An 18,430-nucleotide genomic window follows, 5' to 3' on the forward strand; every position below is an offset into this window, starting at 1 on the left:
GCGGATATGGCACTCTCCATACCGTGAGCCGAGCCGATCATCGCCCGTCACGCCGCGCGTTCCTCGGTGTCACCGGTACCGCAATGGCCGCCGGCCTCGCCGCCGGGTGCGAATCGGGCTCCCCTCAGTCGGGCCAACTCGATGCCCCCGCGTCAACCACGCCGGTGTCACCGACGGGCCAGCATCAGGCGGGCATCACGCTCCCGCAGCCGGCCCAGCCCAATCTGCTGGCCGTGGTGGCCGACCTCGGCGATGCCGTGGCCGTCGGCCCATTATTGGCCGACCTCGGCCAGGCCATCCTCACGCTCACCGCGGGGACCGATGCACGACTGCTGGGCCTACCTCCGGGCGATCTCACCGTGACGATCGGAGTGGGCCCCCGACTGGTGCGCATGGTCGGTCCTTCCCTACCCGGCGCCGTGGATCTCCCACAGTTCTCCCGCGAGCAGATCGCTCCGCAGGCACGCGGCGGTGACCTGCTGATACAGATCTGCGCCAGCGACGCCTTGGTATTACCGATCCTCGCCGCCGCGCTCTTGGACCAGGCTGGTGACCGGATGCACGAACGCTGGCGGCAGTCCGGGCGCCGCGGCTCGAACGTTCCCGTAGATCAGGGCCTTACCGCGCCACGAAACCTGTTCGGTTTCATCGACGGCATCGTGGGCCCGCACACCACCGTCCAAGAACAACGAGACCTGTGGCTGGCCGGGCCGGCTCCAGTCGCCGGCGGCACCATTGCCGTACTACGACGCATGGAACTCGATCTGCCGCGGTTCGCCACGCTGTCCGTTGCCGACCAGGAGGCGGTCTTCGGCCGGTACCGAGCCACCGGCGTGCCTCTCTCCGGTGGCACCATCACCTCGGACCCGAACCTCGGCGCCAAAACGCCGGACGGACGCTACCTCATCCCGGCGGACGCCCACGTCCGCAGAGCGCACTCCAACGTCGTTGGCGTCGGCCTCATGCTCCGTCGTTCCTACAGCACCGACGAACCCGCCCCCGGCCTGCTTTTCATCAGCTTCCAGAACGACATACGAACATTCACCAGCACCCTGACCCGAATGGATCATTCCGACGCACTGCTGGAATTCACCACCACTACCGCCAGCGCGACCTTCCTGATACTCCCCGGTTTCGACCAACAACACCCTCTTGGCGCCACGCTGTTCCACTGTACAGGTCGACCACAGTAGACAGTGCTGCACGTTCGGCCGAGACGCCGGTGCCGTTGCGGTACCAGCTTGGCCGCACCTTCGGGTGCGGCCAAGCGCCCACCCGAGCTTCCACATGCGCGTTAGAGCACACCAAGCTCGTAAGCCACTTCAACGATCATCAACCCCAATAAGGCCGGGAGCACCGCAGCAGACCGTGAAGGCGAGAAGCGTTGCCAGGCACGCGATTGCCGCTCTCGCACTCTAGGTCGGCCGGGAGGACCAGCACCCGGATCCGGTGCGCCAAGGGCCGCAGCGAATCCGTAAAGCGTACGAGAAGCTGCGCCCGAACAGGAAAGGAACGTCTCGGAAACGACGGTCCGGCAGCGCGCACCCCCCTGCACCCGACACGTTAACGTAAGCGAGTACTAGAAAGGAGCACGCGTGGCGATCCCGGAAGCGCCGAAGTCATCGGGGGGACTCGGCGCGAAGATCGTGCGAACCTTCGGCGAGCTGCTGATCACCGCCGGGCTGGTCGTCCTGCTGTTCGCCGTCTACGAGCTGTACGCGACCGACCTCTTCTCGGCGAAGAAACAGGCCAGCGCGACGACGCTCAACGAGGACTGGGCGCAGGGCCGGCAGCCGCATCCCGAACTGATCGACGGCAAAGCGTTCGCCAAGCTGTACATCCCAACCTTCGGCGCCGACTACCACTTCACCATCCAGGAAGGCGCCGAAGCGGCGGCACTGGAGGTCGGGCCGGGGCACTACAAGGGCACCGCGCTGCCCGGCGAGGCAGGCAACTTCGCGGTCGCCGGGCATCGGGTCGGCAAAGGTGCGCCCTTCAACGACCTGGACCTGCTGAGCTCCTGCGACGCGGTCGTAGTGGAGACGCAGACCGACTTCTTCGTCTACCGCGTACTGCCGCACTCCGACGAGATCGCGAACTGGTCGACCGGAAAGGGCGCGCAACCGCAGTGCTCGCATGTCGGCACGCTGCGGACGAACGCGGCCGACGGCGGCCCATACGGCGAGACCTACGGCCGCGAGATCGTCAGCCCGAACGAGGGCGATGTCGTGGCGCCGGTGCCGCACAAACCGCCCGACATCCTGCCGCCCGCCCAGCAGGTCGCACTGCTCACGCTGACCACGTGCCACCCGCAGTTCTCCGATCGGCAACGGCTGATCGTGCACGCGGTGCTGACCGGACAGTTCCCGAAGACGGCCGACGCCACGTATGCCCAGTTGTTGCAGGCCATCGGGGAGGCATAGATGTACGGCTGGATCTGGCGTCACCTCCCCGGGCCGCTGGGCGCGAAGCTGGTGCTCGCGCTGCTACTGGCCCTGGGAGTGATCGCGCTGTTGCTGTTCGTGGTCTTCCCCTGGCTGGAACCGATGCTCCCGTTCAACCAGGTCTCGGTTCCGAACTAGGAGCGTTCGGGCTGCTGCCACGCCTGCCTCTCACGACTGCGCTCCGGGAACCAGAAATGAACCCCGCGGCCACCGCCACCGTTGGCCCTGGTCTTCGTGCGCGGCATGCTCCGCCAGCTACGCCAGCTATGATAAATAAGGCTGTCAGCTGCGGGAGTTGGTTACGATGTTGGCGGAGTAGTCCGTAGTGGAGGAGGTCTCGCGTGGCCGAGGACAGTGCCACGGAGGGCGGCCCCACCGCTCGGCGGCTTGTGCTGGGTAGCCAGCTGCGCAGGTTGCGCGAGGCAAAAGGGATTTCCCGGGAGGACGCCGGATACACCATCCGCGGTTCCGGATCGAAGATCAGCCGGCTGGAGCTGGGCCGGGTTGGTTTCAAGGAACGCGACGTCGCCGACTTGCTGACCCTCTACGGCGTCGCGGCCGCTGCTGAGCGCGAATCCTTCCTCGACATGGTGCGCCGGTCCAACGAGCCGGGCTGGTGGCACCGCTTCAACGACCTGATGCCGTCGTGGTTCCAGGACTACGTCGGTTTGGAGGAGTCGGCCTCCCGCATTCAGACCTTCGAGATTCAGTTCGTGCCTGGGCTGCTGCAGACCGAGAAGTATGCCCGTGCGGTCGCCACCCAGGGCCGACCGGACTTCCCGGACGACGAGGTGGCCCGGCGAGTACGGCTGCGTTTGCAGCGCCAGAAGCTGTTCACCCGGCCGGAGCCGCCGCGGCTGTGGGCGGTCATCGACGAGTCCGTGCTGTACCGGCCGATCGGTGGCCGGGAAGTGCTCCGGGAACAGATCGAGCACCTGCTCGAGGCAACTACCATGTCCGCGGTTTCGCTGCAGGTCCTGCCGTTCGACGTCGGTCGCTCCGGCGCGGAGGGCCCCTTCACCCTGTTGCGTTTCGCTCAGCCGGAAATTCCCGACATCGTCTACCTCGAGCATCTCTGCGGCGCCCTCTATCTCGACAAGTCCGAGGACGTTGAGGTCTACAGCGCCGCTCTGCACCGCCTCACCTCCGACGCTCTCACCCCAGAAGACACCCGCAAGACTTTGAAAGCCGCGCTGAACCGCTCCTCTTAACGGCATGTGTCCGCATCGCGGGGACGCAAGAGATGATGTGCGGCCTGGTACGGGGCCAAGGACGGCGAGTTCGACGACCTCGTCTGACGAGCCGTCCCAACGCTCCGCGCGGAGCCGTCAACGCTTCGGGAGAAAGCCCCTGCCGCCAGGAAACGATCAGCTCCCCGGTAGGCAGGACCACGCCACTACGGCTTACGACCTATCGCGCAGTAGGCATCCAACGGCTCTCCCGCGCTTGTCTGGTCAGCGCCCGGCCGCCACTGGTTGATCGAGGTCAGGCCAGGGCCGACCAGCTCCAGCCCGTCGAAGAACGTCGCCACCTGCTCCACCGAACACAGCCGGTACGGGATCGCACCGCTCTTCGCGTACTCCTCAGCGGCTTTGCGCGCCGTCTCACTGAGGTTGGTGTTCTCCCACAACACCAAGTAGCTGCCGGACGGGACCGCCGCCATCACCCGGCGCGCAATCGACAACGCTTCCTCGTACTCGGGGACATGCCCGAGCACGCCCATGAACATCACCGCGATCGGCTGTGTGAAGTTCAGCGTGGACCGGGCATCCGCAATGATCACCTCAGGCTCGTGATAGTCAGCGTCGACATAGGCGGTCACGCCCTCGTCACTGGTGTTCGTCATCAACGCTCGGGCATGCGACAGCACCAGCGGGTCGTTGTCGACATAGACGATCCTCGACTCCGGCGCGGCTGCCTGGGCCACCTCGTGGGTGTTCTGCAGAGTCGGCAGGCCGGTACCGATATCGAGGAACTGACGCACACCGGCCTCGGCCGCCAGATAGTGCACCGCCCTCATCAACAACTGCCGAGATTCCTTGGCAATCTGCACGATCTCCGGCTGGAGAGCAACCCACTCGTCCCCCGCAGCCCGGTCGACGGCGTAGTAGTCCTTGCCGCCCTGCCAGTAGTTCCAGATCCGCGGCGATGACGGTGCGGTGTAGTCGATGTCAGCGCTATCAGCCACCAGGTACTCCGATTCTCGTCACGGGGCCTCCACCCGTACCTTATCGTGACGGTTCCACCCCGAACGACTTTCCGTCCCCACCAGCGCCTCCAGACCACCTGCACCTTTTGGAGCGGTACGCCGGAATCCGGCGACCCACGACGCGCGAGGCGCTCACACCTGCCTACTTCGTCGATCCGCTCTTCTCTTCCGGAGTTGGTTTCGCCTGTGCCCATGCGTCTGGCGCCGCACTGCTGCTCAAGACGCGCGGGCGGAACCATCGCCACGTGCCCAGGGCTGATGCACCGCCACTCGCCCTGCTCGACCGCGGTCGGCGTCTGCGGTTGTCCGCTCAGTGCCCGCGTCCGATCGGGCGAAGATCCGCCGCGACGCGGAAGCCGAGGTTGCCGCTCGCGCTGTCGGGCGTGTTCGCGGTGCGCGCGGCCACCCGGTAGCGGTTGCAGTAGGAGTCGTGGCAGAGGTAGGAACCGCCGCGCATCGACCGGCCAGGCAGTGCCGGGTCGAACAGGTCGGCGCACCACTCCCACACGTTGCCCGAAGTGTTGTGGAGGCCGAAACCGTTGGGCGGGAAGGCATCCACCGGGGCCGTGCCGACGTAACCGTCCTCCCCGGTATTCCGGACGGGAAAGCGCCCCTGCCAGATGTTGCAGCGGTGCTCCCCTCCTGGGACGAGCTCGTCGCCCCACGGGTACCGAGCCTGCCGCAAGCCTCCCCGGGCGGCGTACTCCCACTCGACCTCGGTGGGCAACCGACGCCCTGCCCACGAGCAGTAAGCGACCGCATCGTTCCAGGAGACGTGGACGACCGGATGGTCCCATCGGCCGTCGAGACCGCTACCCGGGCCCTCCGGCTCGCGCCAGCAAGCCCCCTGCACCGCGCACCACCAGGGCGCCTGCGGCGGTCGCAGCGAACGCTTCCGCACATCTGCGGGCAGGAACTTGGCGAACACGTAGGTCCAGCCGAAGGCCTCCGCCTCGGTGCGATATCCGGTCTCCTTGACGAACCGGGCAAAGCGCGCGTTGGAGACGCAATGCGGATCGATCGCGAACGGCGCGACGGTCACCTCGCGCACCGGCCCTTCCCGGTCCGCGGGGAACCCCTCCTCATCATCGGTGCCCATCAGAAAGACGCCGCCGGGCAACGCGATCAATTCGTCCACATCGGAACCTGATCGGAGGTGCACGACCGGTTCCGGTTCGTCCCTGACGGCGGAGCGAGATGGCGGACAGCAATGGGACACGACCCCACCCTCCTACGTTTCGATCAGGACCAACTGCACGACGGCGAGCGTGCTTGCGCCTATCGGCCGGAACGGCGGCACGAGCTGGTTGAGCGCCACTGCACCCGCGACCAGCGCGAGCGACGTTCGCAACCACGCCGGAAAGTTCCGCTCGTTGGCGAGGGTGAACCGGTAATCGGGCTCCTCCCGTTCCTCGTGCCACCTCGGTCTGGTCCGCAGCCGACCGCGCACTCAAACCCCCGCGGGCTTTGGCTGGCTGGGGTGGGGCTCGTCACCGAGCCTGGCCTGTTCGCGCCACATAGCGGCTTTCAGTTCTTTACGGACTTGACGGTATGCGGGGTCGTCGTAGACGTTGCGCAGCTCGTCCGGATCCGCCTGCATGTCGTACAGTTCCCATTCCGGCGGGTAGGTGAACGGGCCGGTCCCGGGGAGCCCGAGTCCGTCGTTGTAGAAGTAGATCAGCTTGTAGCGCTCGGTTCGGTACCCGTAGTGCGCTGGTGCCCGGTGGAACTGGTCGTCGTGTTCCCAGTAGCGGTAGTAGATGCCCTCCACCGGTGCGGCAGGAGCACCGAGCAGGCCGGGCCAGAAGCTCCGTCCCTGCATGCGCGGGTGGTGGGCCACGCCGGCGGCGTCGAGGACCGTCTGCGCGAAGTCGACGTTGGTGACCATGCCGGCGAAGACCTCACCCTCGGGCAACCGGCGCGGGTAGCTGAGCAGGAACGGCATGCGCAGCGATTCCTCGTACATGAACCGCTTGTCGAACCACCCGTGGTCGCCGAGGAAGAAGCCCTGGTCGGAGGCGTACATCAGGAGGGTGTCGTCGAACTCCCCTCGCTCCCGCAGCCAGTCGATGACCCGGCCCACGTTGTCGTCGACGCTCGCGACGCAGGCCAGGTAGTCCTCCATGAACCGCTGGTACTTCCACACGGCCAGCTCGTCGTAGGTCAACCCTTCCGGCGGCTGGACCTTGAGGTCCTCCTCGTTCAGGTTTTCGGCCATGCGCACCGCGGCCCGACGAGCGGAGGCCGAGCGGGTGGCGTAGTCGTCGTGGAATGTGCCCGGTAGCGGAACGGGATCCGAGTACATGCCCTTGTGCTCGTGGTTCGGCTCCCAGGGACGATGCGGTGCCTTGTGGTAGATCAGCACGCACCAGGGCTCGTCGCCTTCGAGCCCCTCCACCCAGCCCAAGGCGAGGTCGGTGACGATGTCCGTGGCGTAGCCCTCGACGGTGCGCAAGCCGTCTTCGGACAGGAACCGCGGGTTCCAGTACTCGCCCTGTTCGATCACCACATCCCAGTAGTCGAACCCTTGCGGGTCGTGGCCTTCGCCGTGGCCCATGTGCCACTTCCCGATCATGGCTGTGCGGTAGCCGGCCTGCCGCAGCTGGCCGATGAACGTCGGCTGACTCGCATCGATGGGGGTGTCCAAAGTGGTCACCCCGTTGACGTGGCTGTAGGTGCCGGTCAGGATCGACGCACGGCTCGGTGAGCACAGCGCGTTGGTGGCAAAGCAGTTGTCGAACCGCCAGCCGTGCTGGCCGATCTCGTCGATCCGCGGTGTCCTGTTGACGACCGAACCGTACGCCCCGATCGAGTGTGCGGCGTGGTCATCGGTCAGGATCATCACGATGTTCGGGCGGCGCTCAGAACTGGTGGCCATGCTGGTCAGTTCCCTTCCGTCGTTCGTCAGCGGCCTGCGGCGCGGATGGTGTCCCACGGGACGACGCCGACGGAGTCGGCCCATTCCTGCCAGCGCGAGGCCAGTTCTTCGACCAAACCGGGCTCTTGCGCGGCGAGGTCGTGCCGCTCGGTGCGGTCGTTCGCCATGTCGTAGAGCTCCCAGGCGCTGCCGGCTTCCCGAACGATCTTCCAGCGACCGCGGCGGGCTGCGGCGTTGCCGATGTGCTCCCAGAACAACATGCGCTCTTCTTCGCCGGACTCCCCGCGGAGTTCGGCGAGCATCGAGCCGCCCGGGCCGGCCGCGGACGGGATGCCAGCAGCATCGAGCAGGGTCGGTAGCACGTCGGTGAGCTGGTGCGGAGCGCGCACGATTCTTCCGGTGTCGAGCCCTCCGCCTGGCCAGTGGGCGATGAGCGGAGTGGCGATTCCTCCCTCATGGACCCATCTCTTGTAGTAGCGGAACGGAGTGTTCGACAGGTTCGCCCATGCCTTGCCGTAGCTGCAGAAGGTGTCTTCCCCGCCGGGCCGGATACCGGGATCGTTCCCGAGCTTGATCGGAACACCGTCCGGCGTGTGCGCGGGCTGCCGATCGCGGAACTTGGGTGCGTCCGGAGGTGGCAGCTCCTCCGCGCACCCTCCGTTGTCGGACAAGAACACCACGAGGGGTGTCGTCCGCGACACCACTGTGCTCCAAAGTGGACATCACTCGGCCGATCGCGCGGTCCATTGCGGTCACCTGAGCCGCGTAGACCGCCATGCGGCGCGCTTCCCACGCCTGCGCTTCGTTCTCGGACCACGGCAACTGTTCAGGATCCCGTTCGCTCAGTGGAGCTTCATCGCCCAGGATTCCTTCTTCCACGAGGCGTTCACGCCGGGCGGCGCGCAGCTCGTCCCACCCCGCCGAGAACCGCTCGGCGTAGCTGCGTACCTCGCCTTCGGGAGCGTGCAGCGGCCAATGCGGCGCGGTGAACGCGAGATAGAGGAAGAAGGGCCGGTCCGCGTCGGCTTGGCGGGCGACGAAGTCCGCTGCGTGCTCACCGATGGCGTCGGTCAAGTAGTAATCGCCGGTGGGCGGCGGCTGCCGCTCCTCTCCCGCATGCAGATTGCGAGGGTGGAAGTAGTCGTCCGCCCCCGGGAGGATCCCGTAGAACTCGTCGAATCCGCGCCGGGTCGGCCAGGTCTCATTGAGCGTGCTCGTATCGCTGGACAGGTGCCATTTTCCGGACAGGCACGTCGCATAGCCTGCTTCCCGGAAGATTTCGGCGGCGGTCGGTACCGCCACGTCGAGCGAACCCGGATACCCCCAGGGCCGCTGGTCGTCGGTGAGGATGCCGATCCCGGTCTCGTGGGGATGCCGACCTGTCAGCAGCGAGGCTCTCGACGGCGAACACCGGGCGGTGTTGTAGAACGACGACATCCGGACCCCGGAGCGGCCGAGCCGGTCGAGGTGCGGGGTGTCGATCTCGCCGCCGTAGCAGCCCAGGTCCGAGAACCCGAGGTCGTCGGCGAGGACGAGCACCACGTTGGTCCGCCGCCCCACTGGCCCGCTGCACATAAGACCGCCCTTCCGCAGCGCAGATTTATTTTCTTCCCTAGAGAAATTAACATCGCAGGGCGGTAGGATCAAGCTGCCTGGTCCGCATGGCTCCGTGAGGAAGACGATGCCCCGTTCGACTCCTGTCACCCTTCCGACCCGAGGACGCCACGATGGCTTGATCCTCACCTTGCTTCGCTCCGGCGAGGCGCTCTCCCGCAGTGCGATCTCCGAGATCACCGGCCTGTCTCCCACCACGGTGACCAAGGCGGTCACACCGCTGATCAGCAAGGGCTACATCAAGGAGTCGAGCGCCGAAGCCGAGTCCCGCATCGGCCGTCCCGCGATCGGGCTGCGCCTGGTCCCGGAGGCCGTCGAGGTCTGCGGTATCCAGATCGGCGTCGGCACCGCCCGGGCCGGACTCGTCGACGCCTTGGGACGCACCCACGACGTGCGGACGTGGACGTTCGATCCGTCGGCACCAGCAGAGGCCGTCATGAAGCAGATCGCGGAGCGGGTGCGGGAGGACTTGCTGCCGCTGGCCGCATCGGAACTGATCGGCATCGGCATCGGCGCGGCCGGCGCGGTCGACACGACCAACCGGGTCAACCTCATGTCGGTCAACCTCGGCTGGAACGACGTTCCGATGGCGACCATCAGCGAGGAAACCTGCGGCCTGCCCACCGTCGTCGAGCACAACGTGCGCGCGATGGCGCTGGCCGAGAACAGGTTCGGCCACGGCGCCCGGAGCATCGCCTTCGTCTACGTCAAAACCGGTGTCGGTCTCGGCCTCGTGCTCCACGACGAACCCTTCCTGTGCGGCGAGCACGGCGTCAGCGAACTCGGCCACATCCAAGTCGTGTCCGATGGGGAGCCGTGCGCGTGCGGAGCACACGGCTGCCTCGAAACGATCGTGGCGGAGCCCGCGCTCCGGCGGAATCTGTCCCAGCTCGGCGTGAACGATCCCGGTGAACTCCTCAATGCCCTGGAAAACGCCGCAACCACCGACAAGGACGCCGCCGATCTCCGAGACTCCGTACTGCGACACCTCTCCACCGGCCTCGCCGCCGTCGCGAACTTGCTCAATCCGACGCTGATCGTCGTCGGGGGCCTGCTCGCGGAGGCACCCGAGCCCTTCCTGCGCGACCTGACGGAGCGCACGCGCGAGCGAGCCTTCCCCTTGCTGCGAGACTCGTTGAGCCTCAAGCGGACATCGTTCGACGCCCCCGGGGTCGTCGGAGCAGCCGCGAGCGCTTTCGAGTCCTTCTACTACGGTCCGCCACCCTCGGAGCTCCCAGCGGGACGCGGTCGAAGCGCGCCCCGACTGGGTTGAGCGCCAATTACCGCTTATCGGCCGGGAGCATTTCGGCCTCGATCTCCTCCAAGGTCTTGCCCTTCGTCTCAGGAACGAGCACGCCGACGAACAGGCACGCGAGCAGGCCCATGACGCCGAAGAGGACGAAGGCCAGCCCGCTCCCGGCCGCGAGCAGGATCGGAAACGTCAGCGACAGCGCGAACGTCGATGCGAAGTTGAAGACCTCCGCGATGCCGAGGGCCGAACCCCGGACCCGCAACGGCAGGATCTCGGCGATCACGATCCGCGAGGAAGTGCCCCAAGACAGCGAGAACATCGCCTTGAAGACGACCAGGCACGCGATCGCGATGATTCCGCTGGCACCGAGGGTGAGGCCGGCGGTCCAGGACAGCACCGCCATGGTCGTCATGCTCAGCCCCATCACGAGCGCCCCGACCATCAACAGCGGCCTGCGACCCCAGCCATCGAGGAGCCTGGACGCGAGCACCGTGAAGATGATCGAAACGATGCCGAAGCCGATCGTGTTGAGCAGAGACGCTTCCTCGCTGAACCCGATCGACTTCAGAATCGTTGGGGCGTAGTAGGTGATCGTGTTGATGCCGAGCAGCTGGGTGAGCACCGCCAATCCCACAGCGACGAGGACGATGCGGCGGACACCCGGCCGGAATCCCTCCCGCCACGATGGCTTCGCCCGGTGGAAGGTCTCGCGCATCTCGCGCATCGCCTGCTCGACCTCGTGCGCGGGGACCTGCCGCGCGAGCTCTTCCCGCGCTTCTTCGTCCCGCCCCCGGGTGAGCAGCCAGCGCGGGCTCTCCGGCAGCACCCAGATCCCCGCGATCAGGACGAGTGCGGGCGCCAACGCGAAGGCGACCATCCACCGCCACGCCTCGAACGGGGACAGCGCGTATCCGACCACGTAGGACAGCAGGATCCCGGAAGCGATCATCAGCTGGGTGAGCGCCCCGATCCGCCCGCGAATGCGCGCGGGCGAGATCTCGGCGAGGTAGATCGGGACGGACACGGACACGATGCCGATGCCGACCCCGATCACGATCCGGCCGACCACGAGCATCGCCACAGAACCGGACGTGGCCCAGGCAAGCGTCCCGCCCATGAAGACCAGGCTGGCGATGAAAACGAGTCGCTTGCGCCCCAGCGGGTTGGCCAGCGCGCCGCTCACGACGGCCCCTGCCCCTGCGCCGATCGCCAGCGACGACGAGACCACCCCCTGCGCGGCGGGGCCGAGGTGGAATTCCTCGGTCATGAACAGCAGCGCACCCGCGATGACGCCGTTGTCGTAACCCCAGAGGATCGCTCCGAGAGCACCGAGGAAGTACACCAGACCGGGCGGCACTTCACGACGTTGTTCAACGGGCGCCTGCTGGGACGCGACCTGCTTCATACTCCGGACCCACCTTCGCTGGAGGACCGTCACATGCAGCACAACCTGCATGGACTTTTTAAATCTAGGAACGAAATTAACACTGGGTGGCCCGCAGCACAACCATCCGAGTGAACGCGCGATCTGACGTCTCGCTCGGCTCGAGCAGTCGATTGCCACAGCGTCGGCGCGTGGCGCGACTTCGCTCAGAGCTGGCTATGTGGCGCTACCAGGGAGAATCCGGCCGACGACGTCGGGTGAGCGAGAGCCGTTGTCCGCTGCCGTTGGCGCCGGCCAGGATCGCGTTCAAGGCAAGCCAGATCTGTCCACATAAGACCCGTTCCCTACCACCGGGACGCGCTAGGGAGCCACGTGCGAGCAACGCGACTCGCTACTGGCCCAACAGTGTTGCAGGAGCCCATATTCGGGACTCTTCTTCTGCGCTGTGGATGTTGGTTGGTCAGTGGGTGGCGGGCAGGGTGACGGTGAAGGTGCTGCCCTCGCCCTCTGCGGTGGTTACCGTCACCGTGCCGCCGTGCGCTTCGGTGATGGACTTGACGATGGCCAGCCCCAGTCCGGTGCCGCCTGTGCTAGGGCTGCGGGAGTCGTCGCCGCGGTAGAAGCGTTCGAAGATTCTGTCTGCGGTTCGGGGGTTCATACCGGGGCCGTGGTCGGTGACTGTCAGTCCGACCTGGTCGTCGGGCAGCGAGCGGACCACTACGGCAACCGGTGTTCCGGCGGGTGTGTGTCGCTGTGCATTGCTGAGCAGGTTCCGAAGCACCCGGAGCAGTCGCTCCTCGTCACCGTTGGCGAACACCTCGCCCTGGACATCGACGGTGATCGGCCTGCCGGGGTCGAGAGTACGGGCGTCCGTGACGGCGCCCGTGGCGAGCCTGCCGAGGTCGACCGGGATGTCGGCGAATGGGCGGCCCTGGTCCAGTTGGGCGAGCAGCAGCAGCTCCTCCACTGTGGAGTGCATCCGGGAGGCTTCCTCTTCGATGCGCAGCATCGCCCGCTCAACTAGTTCAGGTTGCTGGGCGAGTCCGTGCAAATGCAGTTGAGCCCAGCCTCTGATGGTGGTCAGTGGCGTGCGCAACTCATGCGAGGCGTCGGCAACGAACTGGCGGAGCCGTTCCTCGGACCGTTGTCGCGCGTCGAACGCCTGGTTCAGCGCGCTACCGACCTCGCCGATCTCGGAATGCGGTTGGACGACCTCGATGCGCTGGCGGAGGTCGCCGGCAGCGATCGCAGTGGCGGTTGTGGCCATGTCCTGCAACGGCCGCAAGCCCACCCGCAGCACACCGCGACCCAGCAGGGTGATTCCGGAGAGCACGGCGAGGGTGGCCACCGCATCGGCGCCGATGAGCCAGTACACGACATCGTCAGACGGTCCGAGGCTGCTGGCGATCACCATGGTGCTGACCGGCTTTGGTGCCGTGCCGGTCGCCGGCTGGACCAAGGTGTGCGCTCCGACGGGGAAACCCAGGGTGCGGTATCTCGGCATGAGCTCGCCTCGGGCCGACACGGTGATGGGGTGCTCGGCGAATCCGCCCGGGACCGGTGCCGGCAGGTCGGGACGTGGGGTGGGCTGCCCGTTGGGGCCTTGTGCCGCTGTCTCCGTGACTACGCGGCCATGCTCGTCGAGCAGCGCGATGTAGGCGCCAGCGGGAACCAAGGTGTCGAGGGTGGTCTCCGAGATCGGGGAGGCCTGGCTCTCGACGTGGCGCTGGACGGCGTCGCGGGCCTGGGTGAGGTTGGTGTCGGCGACATCGATGAGGTAGAAGCGCAGCCCGATCAGTGAGGCCACGTTGGCCGCCACCATGCCCAGGGCCGCCAGCAGGAGGACCCCCGCCATGAGACGGCCCCGCAGTGAGCCGTGCCAGGCGCGCGCCATGTCAGTCGCCTCCGGGGCGCCGCAGGCTGTAGCCGAAACCGCGCACCGTGTGGATCAAGGCTGGCGGGTGTGCATCCACCTTCGCCCGCAATCGGGACACCAGCTTCTCGACGACGCCGGGGTCGAACTGGTGCTGCCACACGTGGTCCATGATCTGGTCTTTCGACACCACGTGGTCGGCGTTGACCAGCAGGTAGCGCAGCAACTTGTACTCGGTCGGCGACAGCGCGATCAGCCGATCTCCGCGGCGGACTCGCATGCTGCGCTCGTCCACGGTCAGGTCGGCGAAACGCAGAACCGGGCTGGGCTCCGCGGTCGTGCCGGCTCTGCGCAGCAGGGCGTGCACCCTGGCCAGCAGTTCGAGAACGCTGAACGGCTTGGTGAGGTAGTCGTCAGCGCCCATGGCCAAACCAGTGACGCGGTCCTCGATCGCATCCCGCGCCGTCAGGAACAGGACCGGCAGCCGCGCCCCGTTCTCGATCAACCGCTGGCACACCGTGAATCCGTCCATGTCGGGCAACATCACGTCCAGCACGAGCAGATCCGGGCAGATCGAGTCACAGGCGTGCAGGGCCTCGGTGCCGCAATCCACGACCGCCACCTGGTAGCCCGCCAGGCTCAGGGTGGTCTCCAGCAGCTCGGCCAGTCTCGGATCGTCGTCCACGACGAGCAGCCGTTGCCCGCTTCCGCGCGGCGGCGACACACCCTCATTCCGCGAAGCGGACCGCATGGCAGGTACCCATCGCCTTGTCACTCGTCTGCGGCGGCAGCGCGCCGCCGGATTCCGGCCGTCGGCATCCTACTGCGCGGCCGAACAAGATCGTCCGCCGGTAGCGCGCGACTGAACAGCGGAAACATCGTCGGCGCCGCTGTCAGGCAATGGTCAGCTCGGTGACCGCGCCGGGTCAGCCGAGCTGGGTTTCCTGGCGTCAGCACACCGGACGAGCCCAGTCAGCCCCTTGGAGCAGCCGTGGCCCCTTCGCCACCTCAAGAAGACGACCGTGCGGACGACACCGAGCCCGACGTGCGCAAGCGGGCCCGTGGAGCGTTGATCGACATCGCACCGATCCTCTGCTTCACGCTGAGCTTCGCGCTGACCCAACGGCTTACCGCCGCGGTGGCGTTCGCTCTCGCGGCCGGCGTCGGCACCGGCATCTACCGGCTGGTTCGCAGGGAACCCGCCTGGCGCGCCCTCGGCGCCCTCGGCGTCGTCTGCGTTGGAAGTGCGCTGGCCGCACATACCGAAGACGCCACCAACTTCTTCCTCCCGGGCCTGGTGATCCAAGGCGTCACGGCCGCGGTGACTCCGGTGTTGCTGGCGTTCGGCTGGCCGCCACTGGCCCTGGTCGCGGGGCTGGTCACCGGCGAGCGGACCAGATGGCGCCGCTGCCCGATCCGCCGCCGGGCTTTCACCAGAGCCAACCTGGTCCTGTTCGCCACGAAGGTCGTCCTGCTGTCGGTCGAGCTCCCCCTGTTCTTGGCCGGCCAGACCGTCACCCTCGGCTTCACCAATGCCGCCGGGCCGTTCGTGCACGGACTCGGCGCGCTGCTGGCCTGGCGGGTCTTCCGCCGCGCGGCCGGTACGCACCGCTGTGCCCGCGCGACCGACCGCTGTGACGCTCGCGCGAATGCACCGGATCCCCTCCGTTCCCCTGCCCCGCAAGAGACCGCTTGATGAACGCGCATCCGCAACGAAACCACCGATCGAGGAGGCAAACGCCCATGACCGCACCCCAACTTCCGTTCGCCCGTCCGAACGTGCTCGACCTCGCCCCGCGCTACGCCGTCCTGCGTCGCCAGGCCCCGCTCACCCAGGTCCGCACCCCCACCGGCGACCCGGCGTGGCTGGTGACCCGCCACACCGAAGCACGGGCGCTGCTGAGCGATCCCCGCCTCGGGCGGTCGCACCCAGCGCCGGAAACGGCCGCGAAGGTCTCCGACGCCGCGCTCAACAGCGGCCCGGTCGGTGACTACAACACCGAGCAGGCGAACCACCAGCGGCTGCGCAAGCTGCTCGCACCGGCATTCTCCGCAAAACGGATGCGCGCGCTGGGCGATCACATCCGGGAACTGACCGACGGCTGCCTCGATGCGATGCAGGCAGCGCATGACCGGTCTCCCGGTGAACCGGTCGACCTGCACGAACACCTCGCCTTCCCGCTGCCCGTGCTCGTCATCTGCGAACTGCTCGGCGTGCCCTACGAAGACCGCGACCTCTTCCGCGACCTCTCCGACCGGATCGGTCGGCTGAACGAGGGCGACGTCGCCCGCACCGCCATGTCCGAGTTCAAGGCGTACACGAGCAAGCTGGCCAACACCAAGCGGGCCAATCCTGCTGAGGACGTCATCTCAGATCTGGTACTCGCGCAACGGGCATTCCCCACATTCACCGACGAGGACCTCGCGCGACTTGCCGCGGGGCTGATCTTCGCCGGCCACGAGACCACAGCGGGACGCATCGACCTCGGCGTCCTGATGCTGCTGTCCGATGTGAACCGCCGGGACGCCTTCGCCGCAGACCCCGACCGGCAAGTCGAGGGCACGGTGGAGGAAATCCTGCGCCGGACCTCGCCAGGCGGCCTGGGCCTGGTGCGCTACGCACACGAGGACATCGAGATCTCAGGGCACACGATCCCCTCCGGTGACGCGGTGATCATCGCGCTCGGCGCCGCGAACCAGGACCCGGCGGCCTTCACCGACCCCGAGCAGTTCGATCCCACACGCAGTCCCAACCCGCACCTCGCGTTCGGCCACGGCGCGCACTTCTGCATCGGCGCGAACCTGGCCCGGACCGAGCTGCGCACGGTCTTCCCCACGCTGTTTCGGAGGTTTCCCGGCCTACGGCTGGCCGTGGACCTCGAGGACATCGCGGTCCGCCCGAACCGGCTGACCGGAGGCCTGAACGAGGTCCCCGTTACCTGGTAGTGCCCCGGGCTGCTCCACGCACCCCACAGCCCTTATGAGACGAGGAATTCCGTTGAAGATCATCCCCGACAAGGACAAGTGCATCGGCGCGGGCCAGTGCGCACTGATCGCCGCCGACGTCTTCGACCAACACGACGAGGACGGCAGAGTGATGCTGCTCAACCCTGACCCGCCACACGAACTACTGCCTCAGATCGAACAGGCTGCGGCCGGCTGCCCCGCACTAGCCATCACAGTGCAGCGGTAGTCCCCACCCCGGACCACACCCGCCCCTGGCCGGCGCATCGAGCACGACCCGGACAGGGCGAAGTTCGCCACCAGCCCTGGCGAGCGCACACCGGTGCCGACGAGCTCATGCTGATCTCCACGGGCCGCTTCATCGACGGCCTGTGCGGCCAGCCTCGGAATCATCGCCGTGGCGCCCTGTGGAGCGATGGCCAGGGGGCGCCACGGCGGTGGGGTGCAGTGCGATTACTTGAGGTGCGCTGGGTTCTCGATGTCCAGGGATGTGCATTCCGCCGGCGCGTTCACGGGGTTGCAGCGTGCGGGTGTGCCGCCGGGCATATCGACCTGGTAGGCGGGGTCGAACCTCGGGTCAGGTTCAGGGAAATCGGTGCTGACCAACTGGGCGCCCGATGCGATCGCTTCATCGCGCCGGGCAGTGTCACCGGAGATGGCTTCAACGACGTTGGCGTCGGAGCGAGTACGCACGATGTAGCCCTTTCTCACCAGATCGGCGATCGTGGCGAAGTCCTTGGGGTTCTCGACGCGAACGACCGCCGCATCAGGGTTGCCCGGCGTTGAGGCGGGGAACCTCGATCCCCACCGACCGGCTGCGCGGTGGCTCGCTGCCGCGGATAGGCCGTCGGTGAGGCGATCAGCTCAGCTTCCGCAGTGCTGCACGCACTGCGGCGAGGCTGGCGTTGGGTTCGTCCCAGAAGACCATGTGCCCGGCTCCGGGGACTTCGACGAGCTCGGCGGAGGGATTGGCCTTGGCTGCTTCCTGCGCGCCAGCGGCGGTGACGACCGGGCTGTCGGCTCCGTAGACGAGAACCACGGGGGCGGGCACGTTGGGCCAATAGGAGAAGAAGTCCTCGGATTCGAACCCAGCGTGAGTCGCCGCGATCGCGGTCCGCGAGCAGGAGGACAGCCAGCGGGCGCGCAGCTCCTGTTCCCTGCGGGGCCAGCGGGGCCAGGACTGCGCCACCTCGTCGGCGCTGGTGCCGTCGCGGGCTTGGTCGAGTTGGCGGAGGAAGGCTTCGAGGGTTGTGGGGTAAGGGTCCCTGCCCGGTCCGCTCATCGGGGGGTCGACCAGAATGGCCCCTCGCAGTTCGTGATGGCCGGTGGCCGCGGCCAGCGCCGCGATCCGTGCTCCCATGGAGTGTCCGAGCAGGATGGGGCTTTCCAGCTGTAGCCCGGACACGACCGCATCAACGTCCGCGGCGTAGCTGGCGAGGTCGTAGCCATGCAGTGCAGCTGCACCGTTCGCTGCAATGGGCTCGGGCGGGTTGTCGGAGAGTCCGCGGCCCCGGATGTCGAGCACGAGCGGGCGCACGAGGTCGGTCAGTTCTCGCGCCACGAAGTCCATCGTGATGGCGGGGCTGGTGATGCCGGGAAGGATCAGCACCGGCACGCCGTCGGCCGGGCCGTAGTCGAGCAGGTGCAGCCGGAGCGGTCCCGAACGCACCCATCGGCTCACCGCGGGGACGGCGCCGAGATCGGCCAACGCCAGTTGGCTCATGGTGCGGGCAGTCGGTGGTTCGGTCGGGATCGGCGGGAGGGAGGTGGTCACGAGTGGCCTTTCAGTGTCGGCGAGTCGGCTCAGCGGTC

The 18,430-nt window shown here is 67.3% G+C and carries 17 protein-coding genes and 2 pseudogenes; 8 read left to right on the plus strand and 11 right to left on the minus strand.

The genetic code is table 11. The annotated features are described in order from the left end of the window. The first annotated feature begins 23 nt into the window (after positions 1-23). From E1288_RS34050 to E1288_RS34060, 4 genes are all read left to right on the plus strand, one after another. Positions 24-1,193, plus strand: a complete 1,170-nt coding sequence (locus tag E1288_RS34050; protein WP_132492630.1) for a Dyp-type peroxidase — start codon at positions 24-26, stop codon at positions 1,191-1,193. A 402-nt stretch (positions 1,194-1,595) separates the two neighbouring features. Then, positions 1,596-2,423 carry a class E sortase gene (locus E1288_RS34055; protein WP_132492632.1) on the plus strand — a complete coding sequence of 276 codons (828 nt, stop codon included), beginning with the start codon at positions 1,596-1,598 and terminating at the stop codon, positions 2,421-2,423. Next, the gene (locus tag E1288_RS47360; protein ID WP_010694616.1) at positions 2,424-2,582 is read left to right on the plus strand and encodes a hypothetical protein; all 159 of its coding nucleotides are present in this window, start codon (positions 2,424-2,426) and stop codon (positions 2,580-2,582) included. It begins immediately after the preceding gene. 203 nt (positions 2,583-2,785) lie between these two features. Then, a complete protein-coding gene (locus tag E1288_RS34060) occupies positions 2,786-3,655 on the plus strand; it encodes a helix-turn-helix domain-containing protein (RefSeq protein WP_132492634.1) in 870 nt (289 codons plus the stop codon). A gap of 185 nt (positions 3,656-3,840) precedes the next feature. Here the strand turns inward: E1288_RS34060 and E1288_RS34065 are convergent, their stop codons facing one another. From E1288_RS34065 to E1288_RS34085, 6 genes and pseudogenes are all read right to left on the minus strand, one after another. Further along, positions 3,841-4,632: an SAM-dependent methyltransferase gene (locus tag E1288_RS34065; RefSeq protein ID WP_132492636.1), complete on the minus strand. Its 792-nt coding sequence runs from the start codon at positions 4,630-4,632 to the stop codon at positions 3,841-3,843. A 331-nt stretch (positions 4,633-4,963) separates the two neighbouring features. Further along, positions 4,964-5,872, minus strand: coding sequence for a formylglycine-generating enzyme family protein (locus E1288_RS34070; protein WP_132492638.1), 909 nt, complete (start codon positions 5,870-5,872; stop codon positions 4,964-4,966). 12 nt (positions 5,873-5,884) lie between these two features. Continuing rightward, the gene (locus E1288_RS34075) at positions 5,885-6,103 is read right to left on the minus strand and encodes a YidH family protein (protein ID WP_132492640.1); all 219 of its coding nucleotides are present in this window, start codon (positions 6,101-6,103) and stop codon (positions 5,885-5,887) included. Next, the gene (locus tag E1288_RS34080) at positions 6,104-7,531 is read right to left on the minus strand and encodes a sulfatase family protein (protein WP_132492642.1); all 1,428 of its coding nucleotides are present in this window, start codon (positions 7,529-7,531) and stop codon (positions 6,104-6,106) included. Positions 7,532-7,557: 26 nt separating this feature from the next. After that, positions 7,558-8,235, minus strand: a complete 678-nt coding sequence (locus E1288_RS50175; RefSeq protein WP_328592523.1) for a sulfatase/phosphatase domain-containing protein — start codon at positions 8,233-8,235, stop codon at positions 7,558-7,560. Continuing rightward, positions 8,228-9,106, minus strand: a pseudogene (locus E1288_RS34085) (sulfatase-like hydrolase/transferase); the annotation flags it as partial. The pseudogene E1288_RS34085 and the gene E1288_RS50175, both read right to left, overlap by 8 nt. Before the next feature lie 157 nt (positions 9,107-9,263). Here E1288_RS34085 and E1288_RS34090 point away from each other — a divergent pair. Then, a complete protein-coding gene (locus tag E1288_RS34090; protein WP_165968399.1) occupies positions 9,264-10,418 on the plus strand; it encodes an ROK family transcriptional regulator in 1,155 nt (384 codons plus the stop codon). 7 nt (positions 10,419-10,425) lie between these two features. Here the strand turns inward: E1288_RS34090 and E1288_RS34095 are convergent, their stop codons facing one another. The 3 genes from E1288_RS34095 to E1288_RS34105 form a co-directional block, all read right to left on the minus strand. After that, positions 10,426-11,802, minus strand: coding sequence for a sugar porter family MFS transporter (locus tag E1288_RS34095; protein ID WP_165968400.1), 1,377 nt, complete (start codon positions 11,800-11,802; stop codon positions 10,426-10,428). Positions 11,803-12,241: 439 nt separating this feature from the next. Beyond that, positions 12,242-13,636: a sensor histidine kinase gene (locus E1288_RS34100; protein WP_165968401.1), complete on the minus strand. Its 1,395-nt coding sequence runs from the start codon at positions 13,634-13,636 to the stop codon at positions 12,242-12,244. 40 nt (positions 13,637-13,676) lie between these two features. Continuing rightward, the gene (locus E1288_RS34105; RefSeq protein WP_235883996.1) at positions 13,677-14,378 is read right to left on the minus strand and encodes a response regulator transcription factor; all 702 of its coding nucleotides are present in this window, start codon (positions 14,376-14,378) and stop codon (positions 13,677-13,679) included. A gap of 267 nt (positions 14,379-14,645) precedes the next feature. Between E1288_RS34105 and E1288_RS34110 the strand changes: the two genes are divergently transcribed. The 3 genes from E1288_RS34110 to E1288_RS34120 are packed head-to-tail and all read left to right on the plus strand — an operon-like array spanning position 14,646 to position 16,847. Further along, on the plus strand, positions 14,646-15,350 hold the full coding sequence (locus tag E1288_RS34110) for a DUF3159 domain-containing protein (RefSeq protein WP_132492652.1): 705 nt from the start codon (positions 14,646-14,648) through the stop codon (positions 15,348-15,350). Between the two features lie 47 nt (positions 15,351-15,397). Continuing rightward, positions 15,398-16,600, plus strand: a complete 1,203-nt coding sequence (locus tag E1288_RS34115; protein ID WP_132492654.1) for a cytochrome P450 — start codon at positions 15,398-15,400, stop codon at positions 16,598-16,600. 52 nt (positions 16,601-16,652) lie between these two features. Next, positions 16,653-16,847 carry a ferredoxin gene (locus E1288_RS34120; RefSeq protein WP_132492656.1) on the plus strand — a complete coding sequence of 65 codons (195 nt, stop codon included), beginning with the start codon at positions 16,653-16,655 and terminating at the stop codon, positions 16,845-16,847. Positions 16,848-17,071: 224 nt separating this feature from the next. Here E1288_RS34120 and E1288_RS34125 read toward each other — a convergent pair. Together E1288_RS34125 and E1288_RS34130 are read right to left on the minus strand one after the other, a co-directional pair. Next, positions 17,072-17,401: pseudogene (locus E1288_RS34125) on the minus strand (Ca2+-dependent phosphoinositide-specific phospholipase C); the annotation flags it as partial. Between the two features lie 76 nt (positions 17,402-17,477). Further along, positions 17,478-18,326, minus strand: a complete 849-nt coding sequence (locus tag E1288_RS34130; protein WP_235883997.1) for an alpha/beta fold hydrolase — start codon at positions 18,324-18,326, stop codon at positions 17,478-17,480. Positions 18,327-18,430 lie beyond the last annotated feature (104 nt).

It is taken from the genome of Saccharopolyspora elongata (assembly GCF_004348985.1).
In the GTDB taxonomy this organism is placed as follows: domain Bacteria; phylum Actinomycetota; class Actinomycetes; order Mycobacteriales; family Pseudonocardiaceae; genus Saccharopolyspora; species Saccharopolyspora elongata.

Bases quoted from the DNA above. Each gene is read 5' to 3' on its own strand.
- E1288_RS34115 (WP_132492654.1), top strand. From the start codon at position 15,398: ATGACCGCACCCCAACTTCCGTTCGCCCGTCCGAACGTGCTCGACCTC.
- E1288_RS47360 (WP_010694616.1), top strand. From the start codon at position 2,424: ATGTACGGCTGGATCTGGCGTCACCTCCCCGGGCCGCTGGGCGCGAAG.
- E1288_RS34080 (WP_132492642.1), bottom strand. From the start codon at position 7,531: ATGGCCACCAGTTCTGAGCGCCGCCCGAACATCGTGATGATCCTGACC.
- E1288_RS34095 (WP_165968400.1), bottom strand. From the start codon at position 11,802: ATGAAGCAGGTCGCGTCCCAGCAGGCGCCCGTTGAACAACGTCGTGAA.
- E1288_RS34100 (WP_165968401.1), bottom strand. From the start codon at position 13,636: ATGGCGGGGGTCCTCCTGCTGGCGGCCCTGGGCATGGTGGCGGCCAAC.